This window comes from Pedobacter paludisoli, from assembly GCF_052344095.1.
In the GTDB taxonomy this organism is placed as follows: Bacteria; Bacteroidota; Bacteroidia; order Sphingobacteriales; family Sphingobacteriaceae; genus Pedobacter.
In genome coordinates this window covers 2,171,358-2,190,795 of sequence record NZ_CP179926.1, presented here as the reverse complement: position 1 = coordinate 2,190,795, position 19,438 = coordinate 2,171,358, and the positions used below count along the sequence as shown (strand labels likewise).

Annotated in this window: 14 protein-coding genes; 10 read left to right on the top strand and 4 right to left on the bottom strand. The window is 38.1% G+C overall.

Translation table 11 applies throughout. The annotated features are described in order from the left end of the window. Positions 1–237: 237 nt before the first annotated feature. Positions 238–1,440 (top strand): ABC transporter substrate-binding protein, encoded by a 1,203-nt coding sequence (locus ACJVDK_RS08830; protein WP_443939909.1) that lies wholly within the window; start codon positions 238–240, stop codon positions 1,438–1,440. A gap of 30 nt (positions 1,441–1,470) precedes the next feature. Continuing rightward, complete coding sequence (locus ACJVDK_RS08825) at positions 1,471–2,634, top strand: RsmB/NOP family class I SAM-dependent RNA methyltransferase (RefSeq protein WP_443939908.1); 1,164 nt, start codon at positions 1,471–1,473, stop codon at positions 2,632–2,634. Between the two features lie 112 nt (positions 2,635–2,746). On the opposite strand, the gene ACJVDK_RS08820 is transcribed toward ACJVDK_RS08825, so the two are convergent. The 4 genes from ACJVDK_RS08820 to ACJVDK_RS08805 all read right to left on the bottom strand — a co-directional run bounded on the left by ACJVDK_RS08820 (position 2,747) and on the right by ACJVDK_RS08805 (position 8,768). Next, on the bottom strand, positions 2,747–4,270 hold the full coding sequence (locus ACJVDK_RS08820) for a sulfatase family protein (RefSeq protein ID WP_443939907.1): 1,524 nt from the start codon (positions 4,268–4,270) through the stop codon (positions 2,747–2,749). A gap of 14 nt (positions 4,271–4,284) precedes the next feature. Continuing rightward, positions 4,285–4,851: a MarC family protein gene (locus ACJVDK_RS08815; RefSeq protein ID WP_443939906.1), complete on the bottom strand. Its 567-nt coding sequence runs from the start codon at positions 4,849–4,851 to the stop codon at positions 4,285–4,287. Between the two features lie 111 nt (positions 4,852–4,962). Further along, a complete protein-coding gene (locus tag ACJVDK_RS08810) occupies positions 4,963–6,390 on the bottom strand; it encodes an amino acid permease (protein ID WP_443939905.1) in 1,428 nt (475 codons plus the stop codon). Between the two features lie 131 nt (positions 6,391–6,521). Then, positions 6,522–8,768, bottom strand: coding sequence for a sodium-translocating pyrophosphatase (locus tag ACJVDK_RS08805; RefSeq protein WP_443939904.1), 2,247 nt, complete (start codon positions 8,766–8,768; stop codon positions 6,522–6,524). A 249-nt stretch (positions 8,769–9,017) separates the two neighbouring features. On the opposite strand from ACJVDK_RS08805, the gene ACJVDK_RS08800 reads away from it, so the two are divergent. From ACJVDK_RS08800 to ACJVDK_RS08765, 8 genes are all read left to right on the top strand, one after another. Beyond that, positions 9,018–10,454, top strand: coding sequence for an APC family permease (locus ACJVDK_RS08800; RefSeq protein WP_443939903.1), 1,437 nt, complete (start codon positions 9,018–9,020; stop codon positions 10,452–10,454). Positions 10,455–10,709: 255 nt separating this feature from the next. After that, entirely contained in the window at positions 10,710–11,657 is a 948-nt protein-coding gene (locus ACJVDK_RS08795; RefSeq protein ID WP_443939902.1) for a TIGR01212 family radical SAM protein, read from the top strand. Between the two features lie 353 nt (positions 11,658–12,010). Continuing rightward, positions 12,011–13,429 (top strand): ammonium transporter, encoded by a 1,419-nt coding sequence (locus ACJVDK_RS08790; protein ID WP_443939901.1) that lies wholly within the window; start codon positions 12,011–12,013, stop codon positions 13,427–13,429. 68 nt (positions 13,430–13,497) lie between these two features. Then, positions 13,498–14,718 (top strand): Na+/H+ antiporter NhaA, encoded by a 1,221-nt coding sequence (gene nhaA / locus ACJVDK_RS08785; RefSeq protein ID WP_443939900.1) that lies wholly within the window; start codon positions 13,498–13,500, stop codon positions 14,716–14,718. Positions 14,719–14,776: 58 nt separating this feature from the next. Next, positions 14,777–15,808, top strand: a complete 1,032-nt coding sequence (locus tag ACJVDK_RS08780) for a porin (RefSeq protein ID WP_443939899.1) — start codon at positions 14,777–14,779, stop codon at positions 15,806–15,808. Positions 15,809–16,089: 281 nt separating this feature from the next. Beyond that, complete coding sequence (locus ACJVDK_RS08775; protein ID WP_443939898.1) at positions 16,090–17,481, top strand: ammonium transporter; 1,392 nt, start codon at positions 16,090–16,092, stop codon at positions 17,479–17,481. A gap of 134 nt (positions 17,482–17,615) precedes the next feature. Further along, on the top strand, positions 17,616–18,644 hold the full coding sequence (locus tag ACJVDK_RS08770; protein ID WP_443939897.1) for a porin: 1,029 nt from the start codon (positions 17,616–17,618) through the stop codon (positions 18,642–18,644). Between the two features lie 113 nt (positions 18,645–18,757). Then, positions 18,758–19,345 carry a DUF4468 domain-containing protein gene (locus ACJVDK_RS08765; RefSeq protein WP_443939896.1) on the top strand — a complete coding sequence of 196 codons (588 nt, stop codon included), beginning with the start codon at positions 18,758–18,760 and terminating at the stop codon, positions 19,343–19,345. Positions 19,346–19,438 lie beyond the last annotated feature (93 nt).

Sequence of the window (19,438 nt, the reverse complement as noted above, 5' to 3'; positions counted from 1 at the left end):
AATCATGAACCAACTGTAAACTATTTGTTTATAGTTGGTTTTTTTGTTTTTAGGTTTCGCTGTTATGCTCTAGCTAAACACGTTTGATAGAAATGGTGTAGATTCAAAAAAAATAGTAGTAGGAAGGTGTTAAAATCAATTTAATCAACCTTTTCTTGAAAACTTTATCGCTAAAAATAAAAGAATATATCATTAAGCTTAATACCTTTGCTGGCATATTTTTTGAAAGACATTTTTATGCAAAAGAATACATACGCCTTTTTTTTATTACTGTCCGTTTTAATTGCAGCTTGTTCTTCTAAAGTGCGTACACCAAAATCAGCGCCATCAAAACCCGTTGAAAAGGAGATTCCAGTTGAAAAATCGAATAAAAAAATTGAACAGGCGGGTATTTCATTACTTGTGCCTTTCCGCTTAAACGATGTCAACTTCAAAACTCTGGGTAAAACTGAAGTAGAAAAGTATGCAATGCCCATTGATTTTTACCAAGGATTTAAATTAGGTCTTGATTCAGCCGCAGGCAAGGGTCAAAATTTTAAACTGAATGTATTTGACACGGAAGACGATAATAGTCACATCAGTTCCTTGTATACAAATGATCGATTTAAGCAAAGCAGGTTGATTGTTGGGCCCGTTTTTCCGGATGGGTTGAAATATATCAGTAATTATTCAAAGGAAAAAAATATACTGGTAGTCTCACCTTTAGCGGCATCACAACCTGCTGAATTTAATAATCCGAAACTAGTATCCATAGTGGGCAATATAAATTTGCATGGCGAGAAAATAGCGCATTACATAGGCAAAACCATTAATTCCGCCAATACAATTATCGTGTTAATTAATCCGAAGAAAACGGAGGATGAACAATTTGCAGCGCCGATACGAAATTATTTCCAATCGAATGTTAAAGTTAGATATGAGTTTCAAGAATATGCATCCGTTTACAGCTTAGAAACCAAGCTACAAAAAGGGAAAAACTATGTAGTCGTTGTAGCATCGTCAGATAGGGCCTTTGTAGTTGCAACCCTTGACCGTTTGATAAAAATAAAAGCAAAGGGGTATGTCACAAACGTGTACGGACATCCAAATTGGGCTAAGCAAAATTATCCAACGGAGAAAGTAGAAGCATTGAATACCATTATCAGTTCGACCTATAAAGTTGATTATAAAAATCAGGCGGTTGCCAGCTTTATAAAGAAATATAGAGCAAAATATAGTTTTGAACCAAGTGAATATGCCTATAAAGGATTTGATATTGGATACTATTTCGGTACTCTTTTGGCAAATTATGGTGAAGATTACGCTAGCCAATTAACAAAAGTGAAATACAATGGATTACACAATGCGTTTTCTTTTATATATGACGAAAAATTAGGCTATATTAACACCAGTATATTGTTGTTGAAATATAAAAATTTCGGCCTTAACATGGTCCAATAAGCGGTAATAAACAATCCCTTTAAAATCTTTATGAGAGTAGAACATCAGGTAAAAGCTTTTGAGCAAATAGTTATTCATTACGATGGTCAGGTACCCTTGCATCGATTTTTGCCTGCTTATTTTAAACAAAATAAACAGATGGGTTCATCGGATCGACGTTGGGCCACTCGACATATTTACAGCTTTTTTAGATTAGGGAAAGCCTTGCCTTCTTTGAGCAATGAACTTCGTTTAAGTATAGGCGATTTTTTATGTCACCAAACCCTTAGTTTAGTGGTTGAAAAGAATTTGCCTGATTTAGTAGAACATAGTACACTTCCTTTTGAAGATAAGTATCCACTGATCCTAGCAAAATATCCTGAATTTAATCTGGGAGATGTTTTTTCGTTTCATCAGCACGTATCAGAAGGACTGGATAAATCGACGTTTTATGCGTCATTTTTTACCCAACCCGATTTGTTTATCCGCGTTGCGGAGAATCAAACTGCTGCGGTCTCTGATGCCTTGAATACAGCTGGAATATCGACTAATATCGTCACTAAAACAGCATTGGCTTTACCCAATGGAACGAAACTAGAAGGAGTTTTGCAAGAAGGAACGTATCAAGTTCAAGATTTATCTTCGCAACATACAGGTTTGTATTTTCAACCCAATAAATGGGATAAGTGGTGGGATTGCTGTGCCGCTTCTGGCGGTAAATCTTTGTTGCTACACAGTATCGAGCCGGTTATAGAGCTTTTAGTATCGGATTTAAGAGAAAGTGTCTTAATGAATCTTGATGAGCGTTTTCGTTTGGCTGGAATTAAAAAATACCATAAAAAGGAACTTGATTTGCTGAAAAACAACGACCAGATTTTACATCACTATGAATTTGATGGTATTTTGGTAGATGCACCTTGTACCGGGTCCGGAACCTGGGGACGTACACCTGAAATGCTTTCTTATTTTGATGAGAAAAGAATTAAACAATTTTCGACCATTCAAAAAGGAATTGTGCAAAACGTGGTCAAGTATTTAAAGCCCGGTAAGCCGTTGATTTACATTACTTGTTCAGCTTTTAAACAAGAAAACGAAGAAGTTGTACAACACATGCTCGACACGCTTCCTTTAACCCTAGAAAAAATGGAATTGGTTAAAGGGTATGAAAACAAGGCCGACACCATGTTTGTGGCGCGTTTGATTAAGAAAGATTAATGCAAACTTTTCTTAATGTGATTGACAAGCTCTATTAAAACAGCAATCGCACCGATTATGAGGGTATAGAATTCAAAACTATTCATATTATATTTGGTTTTCTTTTGACGTTCTAAAGGTTTTCCATCCAAGTCATTCGAGGAGCTAAAAATAGGCCTTCATTTACTTGTTTCTTGCCAGGAGTACTGCGGCCATCCTCAACGTATTTTTTTAACAATTTCTTTAGTTCTTTGACTACTTCTGGGTACTCGGATTGGATATTTTTGCGCTCCGAAATGTCGTTCTTTATATCATACAATTGGACAGCAGGCAAAGATGCAGGGTTTCCAGGATTGCTTGGACTCCAGCCCCCTGAACCTTCGCATAATTCTAATTTCCAGTTTGCTTTTTCGATGGCAAAGCTGCCGTTGATAGAATGATATACAATGGCAGGCCTAATTTGTTTTTTTGATTCAGGTTTAGAAAATAATTCGCTGAAATCGAAGCTGTCTTCTGCTTCATTATCTTTAAATTTATAATTGACTATACTAGCAAAGGTGGCCATAAAATCAACTAATGAAATGGTTTGTGTTACTTCTTGATTGGCTTTAATTTTATCCGGCCATTGAACCAAGCAGGGTACACGATGTCCTCCTTCAAAAATATCGGATTTTGTACCTCTAAAAATATAGCTTGGGTTATGTCCTTTGGCTAATAGCTCAGGATAATTCACATGTGGCGAACAGCCATTGTCGCTCGTGAAAACAAGGATGGTGTTATCTAGTTGGTTTGTTTTTTCGAGGGTGTTAAGTATTTCGCCAACATAATGATCTACTTGCATTACAAAATCTGCATATATGTTCAGTTTAGATTTGTGTAGGAATTCGTCCGTAGGTACAACTGGAGTATGAGGGCCAGTTAATGGCAGGTACATAAAAAAAGGCTTTTTTGTACTTTTCGCCTGGAGGATGTACTCTTTACTTTTTTGTAATAAAACAGGCATTACTTGTTTTTGGCTCCAGTTGGCAACTCCAGTCCCCGCTCTGCTGTCAAGTTTCGGTTCAAACGAATGAAAGGTAGAGAGTTCACCAATTAGATGGTTGTTTTCAATAAAGCAATAAGGGGGATAATTTGGTGCATCTACCCCGAAATAATAATCAAATCCATAGGCTGTTGGTCCTCCTGTTAATTCTGCATGATAGTTAAGGTTGTTTTGATTTTTGCTATCAATAGGTTTTTTACCATCGGTAGTTGTCCAATCAAAACCTAAATGCCACTTTCCAAAAATAGAGGTCTGATAACCTGCTGTTTTAAGCATGCTGGCCATGGTTGTTCTGTTAGCATTTATTAGAGGCCGACCATATGTTCCTAAAACGCCGTTTTTTAATGTTGAACGCCAATTGTATCTGCCGGTTAAAATTCCATAGCGCGAGGGTGTACATACAGAAGAACTCGTATGCGCATCGCTAAATCGAATGCCATTTTTAGCAATTTTATCGATGTTAGGCGTGTTAATTTTTCCCTCTGAGTTTAATGCGTGTATGTCGCCATATCCTAAATCATCTGCTAAAATGAAAATAATGTTTGGCTTTTTCGTTTGCGCTTGAATTTGAAAAAATAGAGTTGTTAAAATTAAAACAAGAATAATATTTTTCATTGATTTGTAGTGTGTTATAGGCCTGTGTTGTTTCTGAAGAGCTTAATCGCGATAGCCAGTAATATCACACCAAAAGCTTTGCGTAGGATGTTCAATCCAGTTTTACCAAGAATTTTTTCTAAACGTTGTGTGTTTTTTAAAACGAAGTAAACAAACAGCATATTGAGTAAAATACCGACCACAATATTTTGTGTGTCGTATTGTGTTTTGAGTGATAAAAGGGTAGTCATAGAGCCCGCTCCAGCAATCAATGGAAAGGCGAGGGGAACAATTGAAACGGTTTCAGGAATTTCTTCTTTGAAGAAGGTTAAGCCTAAAACCATTTCCATGGCAATGAAGAAAATTACCAAGGAACCTGCAATGGCAAAGGATGCAACATCAAGTCCAATTACACGCAACATCGCTTCTCCTGCAAATAAGAAGGCAATCATCAAACAGGTGGCAACCAATGCAGCTTTTTCTGATTGAATGTGCCCAGCTTTTTTACGCAGCTCAATAATGATTGGAATAGAACCTAAAATATCAATAATGGCAAACAATACCATGCTGGTAGATAGAATTTGGCTGAAGTGGAATTTCATATTGGCGTTGTGGATTTACACAAAGTTATAGCAATTAAGCGCATGTCAAAATAAATGGCATTAAAAAACCTCCTGATTTTCATCAAGAGGTTTTGTATCTATAAAATAAGCTTATTTATTCAATTGATTTTTTCGTAGAACAGAATTTTTTGTTCCGTATAAGAAATAAATAGCAATACCTAGTCCCATCCAAATAGCCAATCGAATCCATGCTTCAATTGGTAATGACGACATTAAGTAAACGCAAACAAGAATACCCATTAAAGGTACAAATGGAACTAAAGGCGTTTTAAACGGACGTTCTCTATCCGGATCAGTTTTGCGCATAATCATTACACCGATACAGACTAAAGAGAAGGCAAATAAAGTACCAATAGAAACCATGTGGCCCAAGTCGGTAACCGGAACAAAACCTGCAAAAATACTCACGAATAACATGAAGAAAATGTTGGTTTTGAATGGAGTTCTGAATTTTGAATGGATATCACTAAAGAATTTTGGTAACAAACCATCTTTAGACATGGTGTAGAAAACTCGTGATTGACCCATTAACATCACCAAAATTACTGAAGTATAACCTGCTAAAATAGCAATGATTAAGCCCATTTGTAACCAGCTGTAACCTGTAACTTTAAATGCTGTCGCGGCAGGAGAGGCATCACCTTTGAAAACTGTGTAAGGAACCAAACCTGTCATTACGTGCGAAAATAAAACGTATAATATTGTACATACCGCTAATGAACCTAAAATACCAATTGGCATGCCTTTCTGTGGATTTTTTGCTTCTTGCGCAGCTGTAGAAACTGCGTCGAAACCAATAAAAGCAAAGAATACAAGTGCAGCACCTGCAGCGATTCCTGAAATACCAAATTCGCCTTTTACGCCTGTGTTAGCAGGGATGTAAGGTGTATGGTTTGCAGGGTTAATAAATTTCCAACCTAAGAAAATGAAGATTAATACAACCGAAACCTTCACAATCACTAGGATATTGTTTAGGCTAGCCGATTCTTTGGTGCCACGAATTAATAATAATGAAAGTAATGATACAATCATAATAGCCGGCAAATTAACACCTCCTCCTTCTACCTCGGCAAATGATTTTGTGAGATAAAGGGGCATTTCCATGCCAAATTCGTGTAATAACTTATTAAAGTAGCCAGACCATGAAACGCCCACTGTGGCAGCTCCCAAGGCATATTCTAGAACTAAATCCCAACCGATAACCCAAGCCATAAATTCGCCCATCGTGGCGTATGAGTAGGTGTAGGCACTTCCTGCAACCGGAATCATTGAAGCAAACTCAGCATAGCAAAGTCCTGCAAATGCACAGCCAACTGCGGCTAATACAAATGACAAGGTTACTGCTGGGCCTGCATGATCGGCAGCCGCAATTCCTGTTAAAGAAAATAAACCTGCTCCGATAATGGCGCCAATGCCTAGGGCAACAAGGCTTGTGCTACTTAGTGTGCGCTTTAGTGTTCCCTCTCCCTTTTCAGCAGATTCGGCTATAAGCACATCAATAGGCTTTTTAAGATTCATAATTTGTTTAGTCTTTTGTGTTTGTTGATTTTATGATAATAAGCTGTAAACCTACTTAAAAAAACCTGAAATGTAAAAGGGATTTTGTTGAAAAATCCCTTTTACTAGTTAATATATTGATCATTTTACAACTAATGGCTTAAAGTATCGACTGTATTTACTAAAGTGTCGGTTGTAATGTTGCCTAAACTGTCCGTTTTTCGCTCAATTTTAATTTCTTTGCGTATTTCCTCTTGGTGTACGCGTGTATCGGCCTTAATAGCGATATAAGGTGCAATAACGAGTGAAACAATAGACATTAATTTGATTAAAATGTTCATGGATGGTCCTGAAGTGTCTTTAAAAGGGTCTCCAACGGTGTCTCCGGTAACTGAAGCCTTGTGTGGTTCCGATTTTTTATAGAATTTCTCACCATTGATTAATACACCTTGCTCAAACGATTTTTTGGCATTGTCCCAAGCACCACCTGCATTGCTTTGAAAAATTCCCATTAAAACGCCAGTAACGGTAACTCCGGCCAATAATCCGCCTAAAACTTCTGGACCAAAAGTAAAACCAATAATAATAGGTGTAATTAAGGCAATTGCACCTGGTAGCATCATTTCGCGAATAGAGGCTTTGGTAGAAATGGCCACACATTTTTCATATTCAGGTTTCGCTTTATACTCCATAATGCCCGGTATTTCGCGAAACTGTCGACGCACCTCCTGAACCATATCCATCGCAGCTTTACCAACCGCTTGAATACAAAGTGCCGAGAAAATGAAAGGTATCATCCCGCCAATAAACAAACCCGCCAAAACTGGAGCTTTGTAAATATCAATAGCCGAAATTCCAGCGATGCCTACGAAGGCTGCAAACAAAGCCAAAGAGGTTAAAGCTGCCGATGCAATGGCAAACCCTTTACCTGTAGCAGCAGTGGTGTTTCCAACGGCGTCTAGGTTATCAGTACGCTCACGTACTTCAGGTGGAAGTTGACTCATTTCGGCAATACCACCGGCATTGTCGGCTATGGGGCCAAAAGCATCAATGGCTAATTGCATGGCTGTGGTAGCCATCATACCGGCTGCCGCAATGGCTACACCGTATAAACCTGCAAAATGATAGGAGCACATTATGCCTCCTGCTAAAACTAAGATAGGAATAACAGTTGATTTCATTCCTACAGATAAACCTGCAATAATGTTCGTAGCATGTCCGGTAGAGGATTGTTGAATAATGGAATTAACCGGGCCTTTTCCCATTGCTGTAAAATACTCCGTAACCACACTCATAATGGTACCCACCACTAAACCAACCAAAATGGCATAGAATACGTTGGTGTTCGAAAATTCGTACCCGCGAAGGTTTAACGTTTCTGGTAACATCCAATCCACAATAAAATAAGAAGCAACAGCGGTAATCACTATAGAAGACCAGTTGCCTAAGTTTAAAGCATTTTGAACATTTGATTTCTCATCTTTAATGGTTACAAACCAGGTGCCTACAATAGAAAAAAGAATTCCCAAGCCACAAATTACCATGGGTAATAAAATAGGTGACATCCCTCCAAAATTATCACTCACAGTGATTTCTTGTCCTAACACCATGGTTGCTAAAATAGTGGCCACATATGAGCCAAATAAATCGGCACCCATACCGGCAACATCACCCACATTATCACCCACGTTATCTGCGATGGTGGCAGGGTTACGTACGTCATCTTCGGGGATACCCGCTTCTACTTTACCTACTAAATCGGCTCCTACATCGGCAGCTTTGGTGTAAATACCTCCACCCACACGGGCAAACAAAGCAATGGATTCAGCTCCTAACGAAAAGCCCGTTAAAACTTCGATGGCAGTTTTCATTTCTGTTGACGAAGCATCGGTAACATGAAAAAGCTGCAAGAACACGATAAATAATCCGCCTAAGCCCAATACCGCCAAGCCTGCTACACCTAATCCCATTACTGTTCCACCGGTGAAGGAAACTTTTAAGGCTTGTTTTAAACTGGTTCGTGCCGCTTGTGTGGTTCGTACGTTAGCTTTCGTAGCGGCTTTCATACCAATATATCCGGCAGTTGCCGAAAAAACGGCTCCAATAATGAAAGAAATAGAAATAATCCAACTGGAATGCATAGGCATCCCTTTAATTTCTGTAATGGAACCAGAATACGCCAAAAGAGCCGCGGTGAAGACAACAAAAATACTCAATACCCGCCATTCGGCCTTTAAAAAAGCCATGGCGCCGTCTGCAATGTAGCCGGCTAATTCTTGCATGTTTTTATCGCCGGCCTCTTGTTTGTTTACCCAGGCACTCTTGATTAACATCACTATAATTCCAACAAGACCTAAAGCCGGAATAACATAAATTAAATTGCTTTGTAAAAAGTTCATAGTTAATTTTTAGTATTAGATTTTTTAATCAATACTCTGCCAAACAAGGCCATTACATTGGTTAATAGCTTGTCAGGAACAAAATATTCGGTTTATAATTTGGTTATCTGAAAGCAATATAACAATTTATTCTTCAAGGTTATATATTTCCAATTATCCGATGAATTATTTTTTCTTGCGTTAAATCAATCGATGGAGTGAAGGCTATATTTTTTTTTAATAAATTAGCAAACAAACTAAACTATTGTTATGGAGAAAAAACCACAAGACCAAACGCCGAAAAAGGCACTTGGTCTTTTTGACGGCACGATGCTCGTTGTCGGATCGATGATTGGCTCAGGTATTTTTATTGTGAGTGCCGATATTATGCGAAATCTGGGCTCTGGTTATTGGTTAATTGTTGTTTGGCTTATAACAGGAGTGATGACTGTTGCGGCGGCTATTTCGTATGGCGAACTTTCTGCCATGTTTCCAAAGGCTGGAGGGCAATACACCTATTTAAAAGAAGTTTTTGGTAAAATGATGGGCTTTCTGTATGGTTGGGGGTTGTTTACCGTGATTCAAACCGGTACCATCGCGGCTGTGGCTGTAGCCTTCGGAAAATTTACGGCGTATTTGATTCCTGCTTTAAATGATGCTGCCCCAATTTTTCAAAGCGGGAGCTATAAAATTACCTGGATTCAAATACTGGCTATTGGCGTTATTTTGTTGCTTACGTATATCAATACAAAAGGTGTAGAAGGTGGAAAGTTACTGCAAAATATTTTTACAGGCTCTAAAGTTGTAGCTATAATTGGTTTAATTGTTTTAGGTTTCTTATTGGTAAACAGTAATTTTTGGGCTGAAAACATGCAATTTGGTTGGGCAGCTTTCAGTAATCTGGCAACAGATACCAGTGGAAATTTAATGAAGTCTGGTTGGGAATCTATTTCTGGGATGGCTATTGTTGGTGGAATTGCAGCAGCCATGGTAGGTTCGGTATTTTCGAGTGTAGCTTGGGAAAATGTAACGTTTATTTCGGGGGAAATAGAAAATCCTAAAAAGAATGTTGTCCGTTCGATGGTGTTGGGAACAACGGTGGTTATGATACTTTATTTGTTGGTTAATTTTGTATATCTCAATACATTGGGTAGGGATGCAATTGCGTTTGCTCCAAATGATCGGGTGGCAGTTGCTGCTTCTGAGCAAATTTTTGGTAGCGGAATTGGTACGTATATTATGGCTGTATTGGTTATGATTTCAACCTTCGGTTGTGTGAATGGTATTGTACTGGCAGGAGCAAGGGTTTTTCAAACCATGGCAAAAGACGGTATGTTCTTTAAAGCTGCTATTGATAATAATAAAAACGGAGTGCCCGAAAAATCGCTTTGGATGCAAGGAATTTGGGCTTCTGTTTTATGTTTAAGCGGACAGTATGGAAACTTACTGGATATGATTTCTTTTGTAATCGTATTGTTTTACATGATTACTGTTTTTGGCGTTATTTACATGCGGTTTAAAAAGCCTGATATCGAAAGGCCTTATAAAACATGGTTGTACCCAATTACCCCAATTGTGTATTTGTTGATTGGAAGTGCTTTCTGTTTGCTACTTTTAATCTATAAGCAACAATATACTTGGCCGGGTCTTTTAATCGTTTTGATAGGAGTTCCAGTTTATTTGATAATTAATCGGAAGAAAGCATAAATTTTAAGCGTGGCAGGTTTTCGAAATCTGCCACGTTTTTTTTTGTCCTCTGTTTTTAAACCCGGTAGGAGTGGATACTGGCCTGTGTGTAAGGCTTGCAGGCGTATGAACGAATAACGGGCTGCTGTTTGCGATGGAACACGGCACGTGCTTTTCAAAATCCTAAAACTTTGTTTATCATCTGTGTTGTGTTTATGTCGGTTGGCTTTTCTCTAGAAAGTGTTCTACCAATACTTTTGCTTATCTTTGCAGCCAATGGGAACACAGTTAGATTTAGGTATAAAAGGCTACAAAAATTATGGAATACACTTACGTGAAAAATACAATGGGCAACGTGTATTTAAGGTAATTGTTGACGGAGGTTTTACGTGTCCAAACAGAGATGGAAGTAAGGGGTATGGTGGTTGTACTTATTGCAATGTGGATTCTTTTACGCCTGAATTAAGTAGAAAACTGCCTAGTATACGCGAGCAATTGGAACAGGGTATGCAACGTGCCCGTACAATGTACAAAGCAGAAAAGTTTATTGTGTATTTTCAGCCTAATACCAATACCTATGCGCCTGCACATTATTTAAAAATGATGTACGATGAGGCTTTATCGGTAAATACCGAAGATATTGTAGGGTTTTCAGTAGGTACGCGTCCGGATTGTATTGATGCGGAAAAGATAGCTTTGTTAGAGAGTTATACCGATCGTTTTGATGTAGATTTAGAAATGGGAATGGAGTCTATCTACGATGATACGCTTTTGAAAATTAACAGAGGCTGTAGTCATGGAGAGTTTGTGGATGCGGTAAAACTGTTGGAAAATTCGCCCCTAGATTTATGTGTACATACAATTTTTGGCTTCCCTTGGGAAACCAGAGAGCAGATGCATGGTTATATTCATGAAATCAATCGTTTTCCGCAGATAAAATTTGTAAAATTCCATCATCTTCACATTGTGGAAGGCTCTATTATGGGGGTAAAATATAAAAAGGACCCATTTCCCTTATTTACATTAGAAACCTACACTGATTTGTTGTGCGAGATTATCCCGCTGTTGCGGCCAGATATCGTGATTCAGCGCTTGTTTGGTATTTCAGATTGGGAATTATTAATTGCCCCTAACTGGGGATTAAAAAAGACCCTCATACAGAATTATATAGATAAAGAAATCGAAAAAAGAGGAATTATTCAAGGTTCTTCTTTTATAAAGTAGTAAAAAGAAGGATTTTTCCTATTTAAGCCCGCGATATTCTCGTGGGCTTTTTGTTTTGCGGTATGTTTCGTTTGAATTTTTGTCATAATTTTATAATTATTTGGTTTTTTATTCTTAAAAAAATAAATTTTTTTATTTATTAATAATTTTTTTGTGATTATTATAATGTTTTGATTGATTTTTTTGATGTTTTTTGTGTTTTTGGTTGATTATTATGTAGTTATTAGTTAAAATTTTATTGTTTTTTGATATTTATTTATAATTTAGGTAGGAAATTGTATGAAAAACAATACCTTTTTTCTTGAATATTGAAATTTATATTAACTAATCATCCATAAACTAAACAAACAATTATGAAATTAAATGTTCTAAAAAAGAAAATTCCTTCTTACCTCATTATGGGTATGCTTTCGTTTCTTGTGGTTTCTATTATTCAGCCAAATGTGGCGTTTGGGCAAGAGACGCCTGCTTCTGAGCCCGCGTTGCCGCAAAGTGTAGCAAATATTTTATGGCTTTGCTTATGTGGTTTCTTAGTTTTCTTTATGCAGGCGGGTTTTGCGATGGTGGAGGCTGGGATGACTAGAGCAAAAAACACCGTGAACATTATGATGAAAAATCTACTGGATTTTTGTTTTGGTGCGCTGTTGTTTTGGGCGGTAGGTTATGCGATCATGTATTCTAGTGGCGATTTCAATTTCTTTGGCTTTGATACTGCTTTGTCTTTTTTGAGTTCGGCTAATGCGCCATCAGATGCAGCAGGCTATTCAGTTAGTGCAGCTTGGTTGTTTCAGGTGGTTTTTGCAGCAACTGCAGCAACTATTGTTTCAGGTGCTATGGCAGAGCGTACAAAACTTATTTCATATATCGTGTATTCTTGTATTATTTCAGCTATCGTATATCCTATTAGTGGTCATTGGATTTGGGGTGGTGGCTGGTTGAGTGATATGGGTATGAGAGATTTTGCAGGTTCTACGGTGGTTCACTCCGTTGGGGGTTGGGCATCGTTGGTTGGTGCTATGTTGGTTGGTCCGCGTTTAGGTAAATATGGTAAAGATGGAAGTATACGTACGATTAAAGGGCATAATTTTCCGTTAGCGGCTTTAGGCGTATTTATTTTATGGTTTGGTTGGTACGGTTTTAATCCAGGATCAACTTTAACAGCGGTTGCCGGTATTTCACATATTGCGGTAACTACCACATTGGGTGGAGCTGCCGGTGCGGTTGCAGCTTTAATTACTTCTTGGATTGTGTTTAAAAAACCAGATGGTTCAATGACTTTAAATGGTGTATTGGCAGGATTGGTTGCAATTACAGCTCCTTGTGCGTCGGTAAGCACAGGAAGTGCAGTGGTAATTGGTCTAGTGGCCGGAGTTTTGGTTTTCTTTAGTTGCTTATTTGTGGAGCGTACATTGAAAATTGATGACCCTGTAGGAGCAATAAGTGTACACGGTATTTGTGGCGCATTTGGAACATTGGCTGTGGGTATTTGGGGGCAACACTCCATTGATGCAGCATATTGGACTGAAGAGACTGCTATTAAAGATGGTCTTTTCTTTGGCGGAGGTTTCCATCAATTGTATGTGCAAGCGGTTGGCGTATTTTCTGTAATGATTTATGTGTTAGTTGCCATGTTTGTTGTATTCTTCATTATTAAGAAAACAATAGGCTTACGTGTGTCTGATGCAGAACAAATAGAAGGTCTTGATATTGGTGAGCATGGAAATGTGGCATATGCCGGATTCATGATGGAAGAAGAGATAACAGTAGAATAATATTCTAAAGCTTCCAGGGTCATTCACATGTTGACTTTGGAAGCTTTTAAAATCAAACCCTAGTAAAAATGACAAAATTAAGGAAGGCGATTAGTCCGGTATTGGTTTTTATTCATGATAGCCGATTTATCGGAGTGATGTTAATCATGTGTACGGTTGTTTCCATTTATTTTGCAAACACCGCTGCTTTTGCTGAAAGTTATCAGAATATCTGGGAGCATGAGTGGCCTGCTTCTGTTGCGGGATTGAAACTCCCTGAAAATTTAGGTAGCTGGATAAATAACTTTTTGATGGCTTTCTTCTTTTTGATAGCAGGGATGGAAATACGTAGGGAACTTCAAAGTGGAGAATTATCGAGTTTTAAAAAAGCGGTATTGCCGTTTGGTGCTGCGTTAGGAGGGATGGTTGTTCCGGCGTTGATTTTTATCGCATTTAATTTTCAAACGGCCTATATACGTGGTTGGGGGATACCAACGGCAACCGATATAGCTTTTTCAATTGGGATTGCAGCGCTTTTAGGTAAGCGGGTTCCGATTTCCTTGAAAATATTGCTGATGGCCTTGGCGATTATTGATGATTTGGGTGCTATTTTGGTAATTGCCTTATTTTATGGCGGACACATAAACGTATTCTTCTTGATTTGTTCTGCTGTAATTTACGGGCTGTTGTTGGCTTGTACCTACTTTAAACTCAAATTTGGTTTCATGCAAATTATGCTTTCGCTCCTTTTATGGCTTTGCTTGTTTAACTCGGGTATCGAGGCTGGGATATCTGGTGTATTAGTCGCGTTTGGAGTGCCTGCTCAGATGTTGGTTGTTATCGAAAAAGCCTTGCATAGGTATGTGAGTTTTTTGGTGCTGCCGCTATTTGCGCTTGCCAATACGGCAATCGTGCTTCCTTCACAACTTACAGAAGCGTTAAACAGTAAAGTAGCAGTAGGCATTATGCTGGGTTTAGTGGTTGGAAAGCCATTGGGTATTTATTTGTTTTCACGGATGCTTGTATTTTTTAAAGTAGCGAGTTTGCCGGATGGTATCAGTTGGAAGCAGATTTTGGGAATGGGGTCATTGGCGGGGATTGGTTTTACGATGTCAATTTTTACTACCATGCTTGCTTTTAATGAGTTGATGGTTCAGGATATAGCTAAGGTGGCCATTATTGCAAGTGTTATTATTTCGTTGGTTTTTAGTGTGGTGTATTTTGCTGCATTGGGTTTTAGCCTGGATTTCAAAAGGTTTACCATGCGTTTCGCAAAATCACAACAAAAGCTGACTGTTTCAGAATTTTAATTGATTGTTTACGACTAAACAATAGGTAACATTTATTTTTTAACCCAAACAAAAAACTATGAAATTTAAAACCCTACTAACTTTAGCTGCTTGCGTAAGTACTTCTGTAGCGTTCGCGCAAAGCACTCCTTCACCATTAGAATTATCTGGTTCAGTAGATACGTATTACAAGTACGATTTTGCTAAACAGGCGGGCAACATTAGTGATGTTACCTCTTTTGCCTCTGACCACAACTCGGTTTCTTTAGGTATGATCGATATCGCTTTAAAGAAGAAAACCGGTAAAGCATCTTTTGTTGGCGAAATTTCTTTTGGCCCACGCGGTCAATCGCAATCCATTCCAGATGCTGCGGCAAATGGTTCGTCGTTTAACATTCAAAACTTATATGTTAATTACGATTTCACAGATAAGTTTTCAATGACGGCTGGTTACATGGGAACTTTTGTCGGCTATGAAGTAATTTCTCCTGTCGGGAATTTTAACTATTCAACCTCTTATTTGTTTTATAATGGTCCCTTTCAAAATGCGGGCATAAAAGCAACCTATAAGTTTTCAGACAAAGTGAGCTTAATGGCAGGTTTGTTTAGCGATTGGAATTTGTATACGGCAACACGTGGCGTGTCAAGCATTGGTGCGCAATTAATGGTGGCTCCGGTAGAAGGCTGGACGGCCTATTTGAATGTATTATCGGGAGCAGGAGCAGGTGGTTACGGTACAGTTTTAGATTTAACCACGGCCTATCAAATTACCAAAGCCTTTAAGTTAGGTTTAAATGCTGCTGATTACGATTTAAAAGATGATGCAGGTGGTTACACAGGAGTAGCTTTGTATCCTCAGGTTGCATTTAGCGAAGCGGTTAGCTTGGGTCTTCGTGCAGAGTATTTTAAATATAAGGATGTGGGTATTGTAAAAGGGCCGGAAGTGTTAGATTTTACTCTATCAGCTAACATTAAATCAGGAGGCTTAACCTTTATTCCGGAGGTTCGCTTAGATCACAACAGTGATGGCGGTTTTGGTTTTGTGAATAAAAATGGAACGTTTGCACCTAACGCAGGTCAATTTTCATTGGCAGCGGTATATGCTTTTTAGTTCGATTTAATTTTTTTACTTAAGCCGTCGATTTTTTTCGACGGCTTTTGTTGTTTTTGGAAGATTATTTAAAATGTGTTGATGTTTTGGTAAAACAGGTAGGTTGATTGAGTTAAATTTTTGATTTATTTCATTTTTTTGATTGTTTTTTGGTTGTTTTTATAAAAATTTAGTTTTTAAGATATAAATTTTTGATTTTTTAATGACTAAATGGTGATAATTTGTATTTTTATAAAAAAATTAAATCAAATAGTAACTAAAAAAAAATTAAACTTCAAACTATGGCTAAAATTTTAGTTAAACAGTATGCGCCATTTGTCATTTTGATGATAATCGCAATCTTGGCGTTATTTATTCCTTTATTACCCAACTTTGATGAAGGGAAGTACAACGCAGCAGACATAGCTTTTATGCTAATTGCAGCAGCATTAGTGTTTCTGATGACTCCAGGTCTTGCCTTCTTCTACGGGGGGATGGTTCATCGTAAGAACATTTTATCAACCATGATTAAAAGTGTGGTAGCTGCAGGTATTGTAACAGTATTGTGGATTGTTGTAGGCTTCAGCTTAGCATTTGGAAAATCAATCGGCGGTTTTATAGGTGACCCAAGTACGTATTTCTTTTTTCAAGGCGTAAATTCTGGGCCAGCTTGGAGTTTAGCCGCAACCATCCCACTTTCGTTGTTTGCTGTATTTCAATTGATGTTTGCCATCATTACGCCAGGATTGGTAGTAGGTGCTGTTGCTGAACGTATTCGTTTTACATCGTATATTTTATTTATTGTCCTGTTTGCTTTATTTGTTTACTCGCCTTTAGCACACTGGACATGGCATCCAGATGGAATATTGTTCCAAATGGGCGTTTTAGACTTTGCAGGGGGTACAGTAGTACACATTTCAGCAGGTATGGCTGCCTTAGCAGGAGCTTTGGTTTTAAAACGGAGAAAAACGCACATGGAACATATCGAAGTTCCACCTGCAAATATTCCGTATGTATTAATTGGTACTGGTTTATTATGGTTCGGTTGGTTCGGCTTTAATGCAGGATCGGCAGTAGGTGCAAGTAGTTTAGCAGTTTCTGCATTTTTAACAACCAACACAGCGGCAGGTGCTGCTGGTTTATCGTGGATGTTTTTCGATGTTGCACGCGGCAAGAAACCTTCAGTATTAGGATTCTGTATTGGTGCAGTAGTTGGCTTGGTAGCCATTACACCAGGTGCAGGTTTTGTAAGCATTCCATCTAGTATCTTTATTGGTGCTATTGCAGCGGTTATTTCTAATTTGGCTGTTTCTTGGAAACAAAAAACAAGTTTAGATGATACATTAGATGTGTTCCCTTGTCACGGTGTTGGTGGTATTGTAGGTATGTTGTTAACAGGTGTATTTGCCACTAAAACTGTAAATGCAGCAGGTGCTGATGGTTTGTTTTACGGAAACCCTACATTCTTCATCACGCAATTAAAAGGAGCCGTAATTGTAATTGCATTCAGTTTTATCGTTTCATTCGTCATCTTCAAGGTAATCAACTTAGTACAACCAATTCGTGTAACAGCAGAAGAGGAAGAAGAAGGTTTAGATGCTACGCAACATAACGAGAAGTATACACAAGGTACGCTAATCGTTGATCAAAAAGAGATTTTCATCAAAGACAGTTCGGTAGAACCTTCGTTCTAATCGCATTGCAAAATATACCGAGATTTTATACTTCTACATTCTTAAAATCTCAGCCAAATTAGTCGGTTCCAGTCAGATAGAACCGACTAATTTAACCGAAAACAACTATTAACCATACACTAAAAATCATTCTTATGAAAAAAATTCTACTCGCTATGCTTGGCATGGCTAGCACGACGTGTGTCCTAGCGCAAAGCACTCCTTCACCATTAGAATTATCTGGTTCAGTAGATACGTATTACAAGTACGATTTTGCTAAACAGGCAGGCAACATTAGTGATGTTACCTCTTTTGCCTCTGATCACAACTCGGTTTCTTTAGGTATGATCGATATCGCTTTAAAGAAGAAAACCGGTAAAGCATCTTTTGTTGGCGAAATTTCTTTTGGCCCACGCGGTCAATCGCAATCCATTCCAGATGCTGCGGCAAATGGTTCGTCGTTTAACATTCAAAACTTATATGTTAATTACGATTTCACAGATAAGTTTTCAATGACGGCTGGTTACATGGGAACTTTTGTCGGCTATGAAGTAATTTCTCCAGTTGGGAATTTTAACTATTCAACCTCTTATTTGTTTTACAATGGTCCCTTTCAAAATGCGGGCATAAAAGCAACTTATAAGTTTTCAGACAAAGTGAGCTTAATGGCAGGTTTGTTTAACGATTGGAATTTGTATACGGCAACACGTGGCGTGTCAAGCATTGGTGCGCAATTAATGGTGGCTCCGGTAGAAGGCTGGACGGCCTATTTGAATGTATTATCGGGAGCAGGAGCAGGTGGTTACGGTACAGTTTTAGATTTAACCACGGCCTATCAAATTACTAAAGCCTTTAAGTTAGGTTTAAATGCTGCTGATTACGATTTAAAAGATGATGCAGGTGGTTACACCGGGGTGGCTTTATATCCTCAGGTTGCATTTAGCGAAGCGGTTAGCTTAGGTTTACGTGCAGAGTATTTTAAATATAAGGATGTGGGTATTGTAAAAGGACCGGAAGTGTTAGATTTTACTCTATCAGCTAACATTAAATCAGGAGGCTTAACCTTTATTCCAGAGGTTCGTTTAGATCACAACAGTGATGGTGGTTTTGGGTTTGTGAATAAAAACGGAACGTTTGCTCCTAATGCAGGTCAATTTTCATTGGCGGCGGTTTACGCTTTTTAGTTCAGTTTATATTTTATAGTTTAAGCCGTCAGTTTTTAATTGGCGGCTTTTTATTTGCATGCACCATCATTTCAATTCTGAAAATTATAGTAATTTTATACAAATTCAATATCATGAAAAAATATACCTTTCTTTTGTTTTTACTTCTCTTGTTTACCAAGTTGTCCGCACAGCAAAAAGAATTTTCTATAGATGAAAGTGGAAAGTATATCTATTATGAAGTGGTGAGCACAAAGGCAACACCAAAAGATAGTTTGATGCAGCGCGCCAATTATTTTGTTAAAAAATTATATAAAAAAACACTTAGCCTTAACCAGAAAAGTGATACCTCAATTTTGGCAAAAGGAAAAACGGTCATCGATAAAACCTTATTGATAGCCGGTCATCCTAGTGGAGAAATTCAATATAATTTTAATTTTGAAGCTAGAAATGGCAAATACCGGTTTTGGTTAACCGATTTTAATTTTATTCCATACCAACGCGATCGGTACAGTAATTATGTTCCTACCTCCGATTACCCTACACCACTGGAACAAAAGGCTGGAAAGCTAAACGCTGGAGAATGGAAAGATATTGTAGACGGAGCCTATTCAAAGGTCAGCAAATTTGCTGATGACTTTAAAAAGTGCATGGCTACCGCTGCCACTATTACTGTTCAACCAGTTACGAAGCCAAAAACGGTATCGACCGATAAGTGGTAAATAAGATTTGTGAAAATCTTTGTTTAGTTGTTTTCTAAACCCTTTTAGTAATTGTTTTCTCAATCAGTGAAAATGTGTGTCAGATACTGCACT

What these genes read in the sequence shown, in the direction of transcription:
- ACJVDK_RS08830 (WP_443939909.1), top strand. Translation starts at nt 238, where the DNA reads ATGCAAAAGAATACATACGCCTTTTTTTTATTACTGTCCGTTTTAATT.
- ACJVDK_RS08825 (WP_443939908.1), top strand. Translation starts at nt 1,471, where the DNA reads ATGAGAGTAGAACATCAGGTAAAAGCTTTTGAGCAAATAGTTATTCAT.
- ACJVDK_RS08820 (WP_443939907.1), bottom strand. Translation starts at nt 4,270, where the DNA reads ATGAAAAATATTATTCTTGTTTTAATTTTAACAACTCTATTTTTTCAA.
- ACJVDK_RS08815 (WP_443939906.1), bottom strand. Translation starts at nt 4,851, where the DNA reads ATGAAATTCCACTTCAGCCAAATTCTATCTACCAGCATGGTATTGTTT.
- ACJVDK_RS08810 (WP_443939905.1), bottom strand. Translation starts at nt 6,390, where the DNA reads ATGAATCTTAAAAAGCCTATTGATGTGCTTATAGCCGAATCTGCTGAA.
- ACJVDK_RS08805 (WP_443939904.1), bottom strand. Translation starts at nt 8,768, where the DNA reads ATGAACTTTTTACAAAGCAATTTAATTTATGTTATTCCGGCTTTAGGT.
- ACJVDK_RS08800 (WP_443939903.1), top strand. Translation starts at nt 9,018, where the DNA reads ATGGAGAAAAAACCACAAGACCAAACGCCGAAAAAGGCACTTGGTCTT.
- ACJVDK_RS08795 (WP_443939902.1), top strand. Translation starts at nt 10,710, where the DNA reads ATGGGAACACAGTTAGATTTAGGTATAAAAGGCTACAAAAATTATGGA.
- ACJVDK_RS08790 (WP_443939901.1), top strand. Translation starts at nt 12,011, where the DNA reads ATGAAATTAAATGTTCTAAAAAAGAAAATTCCTTCTTACCTCATTATG.
- nhaA (WP_443939900.1), top strand. Translation starts at nt 13,498, where the DNA reads ATGACAAAATTAAGGAAGGCGATTAGTCCGGTATTGGTTTTTATTCAT.
- ACJVDK_RS08780 (WP_443939899.1), top strand. Translation starts at nt 14,777, where the DNA reads ATGAAATTTAAAACCCTACTAACTTTAGCTGCTTGCGTAAGTACTTCT.
- ACJVDK_RS08775 (WP_443939898.1), top strand. Translation starts at nt 16,090, where the DNA reads ATGGCTAAAATTTTAGTTAAACAGTATGCGCCATTTGTCATTTTGATG.
- ACJVDK_RS08770 (WP_443939897.1), top strand. Translation starts at nt 17,616, where the DNA reads ATGAAAAAAATTCTACTCGCTATGCTTGGCATGGCTAGCACGACGTGT.
- ACJVDK_RS08765 (WP_443939896.1), top strand. Translation starts at nt 18,758, where the DNA reads ATGAAAAAATATACCTTTCTTTTGTTTTTACTTCTCTTGTTTACCAAG.